This is a genomic window from Streptomyces sparsus (assembly GCF_054776295.1).
Genome location: NZ_BAAHCA010000160.1, coordinates 1 through 7,586, shown reverse-complemented (window position 1 = coordinate 7,586; position 7,586 = coordinate 1). Strand labels below are relative to the sequence as shown.

Genomic DNA, 7,586 nt, shown 5'->3' with positions numbered 1-7,586 from the left:
CGCCCGCCGCCGTCACGCCCGCTGCCCGCCACACCGGCCACGCCCGTCGCCGACACGCCCGGGCGCCGGGCGGGCAGCGCAAACATCAGAGCATTGCCGCTGTCCAGAACGTCAAACTTACCGCCCTGCTTTTGTACACAAACGGCTCATGACGGCTGCCCCCGGCGGGACGATAGCCTTGCGTACGTGTTCAGCGCGATATCCGTGGACGGGGACCTCGGCAACGAAGCCTTCCCCGAACCCAGCCCGCAGCGCAGCCGCGCCCGGGGTGATGCTGGACGTTTCTCCAGGCCGGACGCCACCGCCGAGCAGCGGGCGTGTGCGCCCGCCGTGCGGTGGCGCGGGGCCCCACCCATCTGACGTCACGCAACGGCGCGCGACAGGAGCCAGAGGACATGCAGAACAAGCTGGACGAAGCAAAGGCCGAACAGCTCGTACGAGCAGCCCAGGTCGCTGAGGGCAGTCCCACCGGGAGCCTCCCGGTGCAGGGCCTCGACGCCGAGGCACTCCACGCCTATCTCCAGCGCTACTACCTGCACACCGCACCGGAGGACCTCACCGACCGGGACCCGGTCGACGTGCTGGGTGCCGCGCTCTCCCACCACCGGCTGGCCCAGGAGAGGCCGCAGGGCACCGCCAACGTCCGGGTCTACACCCCGACCGTCGACGAGAACGGCTGGACCTGCACCCACACGGTGGTGGAGGTCGTCACCGACGACATGCCGTTCCTGGTCGACTCCGTCACCAACGAGCTGTCCCGGCAGGGCCGCGGCATCCACATCGTCATCCACCCGCAGGTGATCGTCCGGCGCGACGTCACGGGCCGGATGCTGGAGGTGCTGGACGCCGGGCGCGACCCGCTGTCCCCCGCCGCCTCCCACGGCACCAAGGAGCTGCCGCCGGACGCCGTCACCGAGTCGTGGATCCACGTGGAGATCGACCGGGAGACCGACAGCGAGGACCTCCAGCAGATCACCACCGACCTGCGCCGGGTGCTCTCCGACGTGCGGGAGGCCGTCGAGGACTGGCAGAAGATGCGCAGCGCGGCGCTGACCATCGCCGAGAGCCTGCCCGAGGAGCCCACCGACGACCTGGACACCGCCGAGGTCGCCGAGGCCGCCGAGCTGCTGCGCTGGCTGGCCGACGACCGGTTCACCTTTCTCGGCTACCGCGAGTACGCGCTCGACACCGTGCCCGCCGACTCCGACGGCGCCGAGGACGTCCTGAAGCCGGTGCCGGGCACCGGCCTGGGCATTCTGCGCGCCGACCCCAGCCACCGTGCCACCGACGACGGCCACCCCGTCTCGCCGTCCTTCAACCGGCTGACCCGGGGCGCCCGTGCCAAGGCCCGCGAGCACAAGCTGCTGGTCCTCACGAAGGCCAACAGTCGCGCCACCGTGCACCGCTCCTCCTACCTCGACTACGTCGGGGTGAAGAAGTTCGACGCCGAGGGCAACGTGGTCGGCGAGCGCCGCTTCCTGGGGCTGTTCGCCGCTTCCGCGTTCGTGGAGACGGTCCGGCAGATCCCGGTGATCCGCCGCAAGGTCGAGGCGGTGCTGTCCGCCGCCGGCTTCACCCCTGACAGCCACGACGGACGCGACCTGCTCCAGATCCTGGAGACGTACCCGCGCGACGAGCTGTTCCAGATCCCCGTCGACGAGCTGCGGTCCACCGCCACGTCGGTGCTGTACCTCCAGGAGCGCCGCAGGCTGCGGCTGTTCCTCCGGCAGGACGAGTACGGCCGCTACTACTCGGCGCTCGTCTACCTGCCGCGCGACCGCTACACGACGGCCGTGCGGCTGCGGCTGATCGACATCCTCACCGAGGAGCTCAACGGCACCAGCGTCGACTTCACCGCCTGGAACACCGAGTCGGTGCTGTCCCGGCTGCACTTCGTGATCCGGGTCGAGCCCGGCACGGAGCTGGAGCCGCTCAGAGAGGCCGACGCGGACCGCATCGAGGACCGGCTCGCCGAAGCGGCCCGCTCCTGGGCGGACGGTTTCGCGGAGGCGCTGGTCGCCGAGTGCGGTGAGGAGCACGCCGCCGAGCTCGCCCACCGCTACGGCAGCCAGTCCTTCCCGGAGGGCTACAAGGCGGATTTCGCCCCCCGGGCCGCCGTCGCGGACATCCAGCACCTGGAGGAGCTGGACCACAGCGAGGGCGGCGAGGACTTCGGGCTCAGCCTGTACGAGCCGGTGGGCGCCGCCGCCGGTGAGCGGCGGTTCAAGATCTACCGCACCGGCCGGCCGGTGTCGCTGTCGGCGGTGCTGCCCATCCTGCAGGCGATGGGCGTCGAGGTGGTCGACGAGCGGCCCTACGAGCTGCGGTCGGGGGACGGCAGCAGGTCATGGATCTACGACTTCGGTCTGAGGCTGCCCTCCCACCACGTGCACGGCCTCGGTGACGACGCCCGCGAGCGTTTCCAGCAGACCTTCGCCGCGGTGTGGAACGGGCAGGCCGAGAACGACGGCATCAACGCCCTCGTGCTGGCCGCCGGACTGACGTGGCGCCAGGCCATGGTGCTGCGCGCCTACGCCAAGTACCTGTGGCAGGCTGGTGCGAAGTTCGGCCAGAGCACGATGGAGGAGACGCTCCGGAAGAACGTGCACACCACCCGGCTGCTGGTGAGCCTCTTCGAGGCACGGCTCGCCCCGGCACGGCAGCGGGCGGGCCGGGAGTTGACGGACGGGCTGCTGGAGGAGCTGGACGGCGCCCTGGACCAGGTGGCCAACCTCGACGAGGACCGCATGCTGCGGTCCTTCCTCACCGTCATCAAGGCCACCCTGCGCACCAACTACTTCCAGCGGAACCGGGACGGCGAGCTGCACGAGTACGTCTCGATCAAGCTCGACCCGCAGGCCATCCCGGACCTGCCCGCGCCCCGCCCGGAGTACGAGGTGTGGGTGTACTCGCCGCGGGTCGAGGGCGTGCACCTGCGGTTCGGCAAGATCGCCCGCGGTGGGTTGCGCTGGTCCGACCGGCGGGAGGACTTCCGCACCGAGATCCTGGGGCTGGTGAAGGCGCAGGAGGTCAAGAACACCGTCATCGTGCCGGTCGGCGCGAAGGGCGGGTTCGTCGGCAAGCGGCTGCCCGATCCGGCCGAGGGCCGGGACGCCTGGCTGGCCGAGGGCGTCTCCTGCTACCGCACCTTCATCTGCGGTCTGCTGGACATCACCGACAACCTGGTCGGCGGTGAGGTCGTGCCGCCCGCCGACGTGGTGCGCCACGACGGGGACGACACCTACCTGGTGGTCGCCGCCGACAAGGGCACGGCGACGTTCTCGGACATCGCCAACGAGGTCGCGATCTCGTACGACTTCTGGCTCGGGGACGCATTCGCCTCCGGTGGTTCGGCCGGCTACGACCACAAGGGCATGGGCATCACCGCCCGCGGCGCCTGGGAGTCCGTCAAGCGCCACTTCCGCGAGCTGGGGCACGACACCCAGACGCAGGAGTTCACCGTCGCCGGCATCGGGGACATGTCCGGTGACGTCTTCGGCAACGGCATGCTGCTCAGCGAGCACATCCGGCTGGTCGCGGCCTTCGACCACCGGCACGTCTTCCTCGACCCGTCACCGGACGCCGCCACGTCCTACGCCGAGCGCCGCCGGCTGTTCGAGCTGCCGCGTTCGTCGTGGGCCGACTACGACACCTCGCTGCTGTCCGCCGGCGGCGGCGTCTACCCGCGGACGGCGAAGTCCATCCCGGTGAGTGCCCAGGTCCGGGAGGCACTGGGCATCGAGGCGAGCGTCAAGAAGCTGACCCCGGCCGAGCTGATGCAGGCCATTCTCAAGGCCCCGGTGGACCTGCTGTGGAACGGCGGCATCGGCACCTACGTGAAGGCGTCGACCGAGTCGCACACCGACGTCGGCGACAAGGCCAACGACGCCATCCGGGTCGACGGCCGCGACCTGTGCTGCAAGGTCGTGGGGGAGGGCGGCAACCTCGGCCTCACCCAGCTCGGCCGCATCGAGTTCGCGGTCAACGGCGGCCGGATCAACACCGACGCCATCGACAACAGCGCCGGGGTGGACACCTCCGACCACGAGGTGAACATCAAGATCCTGCTCAACGCGGTCGTCGCCAACGGTGACATGACCGTCAAGCAGCGCAACGCGCTGCTGGCCGAGATGACGGACGAGGTCGCCGAGCTGGTACTGCGCACCAACTACGCGCAGAACGTCGCCCTGGCCAACGCGCTGGACACGGCACCGGGGCTGCTCCAGGCGCACCACCGCTTCATGCGGGCGCTGGGCCGCGCCGGCCGGCTGGACCGGGCGCTGGAGTTCCTGCCCTCCGACCGGGTGATCAAGGAGCGGCTGGCCAACGGCCAGGGTCTGACCCAGCCCGAACTCGCGGTGCTGCTGGCCTACTCCAAGATCACCGTGACGGAGGCGCTGGTCGGCACCGACCTGCCGGACGATCCGTACCTGCGTGAGCTCGCGCACGCCTACTTCCCCAAGGCGCTGCGCGAGCGGTTCCCCGCCGAGATCGACCAGCACGCGCTGCGCCGGCAGATCGTGACGACGCTGCTGGTCAACGACACGGTCAACACCGGCGGCACCACCTTCCTGCACCGGCTGCGGGAGGAGTCGGGGGCGTCGATCGAGGAGATCGTGCGGGCGCACACCGCGGCGCGCACCATCTTCGGCATGTCCTCCCTGTGGGACGACGTGGAGGCGCTGGACAACGTCGTGGCGGCCGACGTGCAGACCCGGATCCGGTTGCACCTGCGGCGGCTGGTCGAGCGCGGCACCCGCTGGCTGCTGGGCAACCGGCCCCAGCCGCTGCACCTGTCGGAGACGATCTCCTTCTTCCAGGAGCGGGTCGAGACGGTGTGGCGGGAGCTGCCCGGGCTGCTGACGGGCGAGGACCAGGCCTGGTACCGGACGCTGCACGACGAGCTGGAGGCTGCCGGGGTGCCGGCCGAACTGGCGCAGCGGGTGGCCGGGTTCTCGGCGGCGTTCCCGACGCTGGACATCGTGGCGGTCGCCGAACGCACCGGCCGGGACCTGATGGACGTGGCCGAGGTGTACTACGACCTCGCCGACCGGCTGGGCATCAGCCAGTTGCAGGACAGGGTGAGCGAGCTGCCGCGGGCCGACCGCTGGCAGTCGATGGCCCGTGCCGCCATTCGTGAGGACCTCTACGCGGCGCACCAACTGCTCACCGCGGACGTGCTGGCGGCAGGGGACGCGGGGGCGTCACCCGAACAGCAGTTCAAGGCGTGGGAGGAGAAGAACGCGGCGGTGCTCGGCCGGGCCCGGGCGACGCTCGACGAGATCAAGTCCTCGGACATCTTCGATCTCGCCAACCTCTCGGTGGCCATGCGCACCATGCGCACCCTGCTGCGCAGCAACCGCTGACGGCGGCACCGACCGGACGGCGCACACGGAGCCGGGGGTTCGACGCGAAGGCGTCGGGCCCCCGGCTCCGGCGTGTCCACCCGGCGGGGTGAACGCCGTCCGTACCGCACTTTGCCGTTCTGTGAACAAAAATGCGGAACGCGATCGCCTGTTCTGGCCTCTTGACTCCTGGTGGGCACGTTCAGGTGCCCGGTCGCGGCAGCGGGGTAGGCGGGGCGACAGCCCGTCGCCCGGTCGTTATTACTGACAATCAGTGCGATAAAATCCGGCATATTGCTGTCGTTTTGAGGAAGGTTGTTCCGTCTTATGGCGCTTCGGCTCTCAGTTGTGGTTCCGCTCTACAACGTGGAGACCTACCTGGAGGAGTGCCTGGAGTCACTCGCCGTGCAGACTCTGCGGGACATCGAGGTGGTGATGGTGGACGACGGGTCCACCGACAGCAGCGCCGAGATCGCCGCCGAGTTCGCCGCCCGTGACGAACGCTTCCGGCTCGTGCGGCAGTCCAACGGCGGTCTCGGCCACGCCCGCAACACCGGCGTGCGGCACTGCAACCCGGAGGCGGACTACCTCACCTTCGTCGACAGCGACGACATCATCCCGGACTACGCCTACGCCCTGTGCGTGCGCACCCTGGACGAGACCGGGTCCGACCTGCTCTCCGGCAACGTGCTCCTGCTGCGGTCCACCGGCACCGAGCAGTCGCCCATGCACCGCACTGCCATGGCCACCACCCGGCTGAAGACGCACATCACCCGGGACCAGTCGCTGATCTACGACCGGCTCGCCCCGAACAAGGTCTTCCGCCGGGACTTCTGGGACCGCCACGACATGGCCTTTCCGGAGGGCGTGCTCTACGAGGACATCCCGCTCACCCTGCCGGCCCACTTCCGGGCGCGCAGTGTGGACATCCTCAAGGAGCCCATCTACTACTGGCGGCAGCGCGACAGCGGCGGCCCGTCCATCACGCAGCGCCGCACCGAGCTGAACGCCGTCCGCGACCGGGTCGCGGCCGTCGACTCGGTGAGCCGCTTCCTCGCCGAACAGGGCGGCCGGGAGTACGCGCGCTACAAGCGCTGGTACGACAAGTCCGCGCTGGGCAGCGACATCCGCATCTTCATCAACGTGCTGCCCGAGGCCGACCAGGAGTTCCGCGAGCTCTTCATGAAGGTCGCCGGCGACTTCCTCAGCCGCGTCGACCCGCGGGTCACCGACACGCTGCCCGCCATCATGCGGCTGAAGTGGCACCTCATCCGCGAGGGCAGACTCGACGAGCTGCTGGAGGTGCTGGCCTACGAGAAGAAGAGCGTGCGCGGCATTCCCGTGGTGCGCCGCTTCCGGCGGTACGCGCGCTACCCGTACTTCGGCGACAAGGAACTGGGCGTTCCGAAGAAGGTCTACCGGCTGCGGCAGGAGCTCTCGCTGCGCAGCAAGGTGTCGGACATCCGCTGGGAAGGCGACCGCCTCCGCGTCACCGGCTACTCGTACATCAACAACCTCAACGTCCACAAGCGCCGCATGTCGCGCAAGGTGATCGGCCTGCGCAACAGCAAGACCCGGCGCACGCTCGTCCAGCCCGCCCGGACGACCTACGCGCCGCACGCCACCGCGGAGTCCGGCCAGGCCCGCTACTCCTACGACTGGTCGGGCTTCGAGTTCACCCTCGACGCCGCGAAGCTCAAGAGCCGCGGCCGGTGGACGGAAGGCACCTGGAGGTTCGCCATCGGCAACCTCAGCCGGGGCCTGCTGCGCCGCGGCGCGCTCAACCCGGGCCCGTTCGGGACCGGCAGCCACCCGCCCGTGCACTACGTCAGCGACCGGGTGCGCCTGGTGCCGCTCTTCGTCCGGGGACGGCTGCGGCTGAAGGTCGAGCACGTCCGCGCCCGCTTCCTCTCGCACCGCTTCCTCGACGACCACGTCGAGATCCGGCTCGCCTACCACGGGCGGCTGCCCGACGGCTGCGCGCTGCGGATGCGGCACGTGCGCCACCAGCTGGAGCACGACTACCCGGTGGAGGTGGAGAAGACCACCTCGGACCGCACGGTGGTGGTGGCCAGGGTTCCGCTCGCCGACGTCACCGCGGCCCGGGACCGGTCGAACCTGCTGGTCTCGCTGCGACCGCCGGAGAGCGAGACCTGGCGGCCCGCGCTGGTGCTGCCGCTGACCGCACGCGAGGCCGCGGAACGAGGTGCCGCGGCACGCGACGCCGCCGAGTCGGCGGAC

General features: G+C 70.2%; 3 protein-coding genes. All 3 read left to right on the top strand.

Annotation, left to right across the window (positions count from 1 at the left end; translation table 11 throughout):
* Positions 1 to 186 precede the first annotated feature (186 nt).
* Positions 187 to 360: a hypothetical protein gene (locus ACYVE9_RS10750; protein ID WP_461027550.1), complete on the top strand. Its 174-nt coding sequence runs from the start codon at positions 187 to 189 to the stop codon at positions 358 to 360.
* A 35-nt stretch (positions 361 to 395) separates the two neighbouring features.
* Complete coding sequence (locus ACYVE9_RS10745; protein WP_461027549.1) at positions 396 to 5,366, top strand: NAD-glutamate dehydrogenase; 4,971 nt, start codon at positions 396 to 398, stop codon at positions 5,364 to 5,366.
* Positions 5,367 to 5,672: 306 nt separating this feature from the next.
* Positions 5,673 to 7,586, top strand: a 1,914-nt coding sequence (locus ACYVE9_RS10740; protein ID WP_461027548.1) for a glycosyltransferase family 2 protein, incomplete at its 3' end; no start/stop codon positions are given.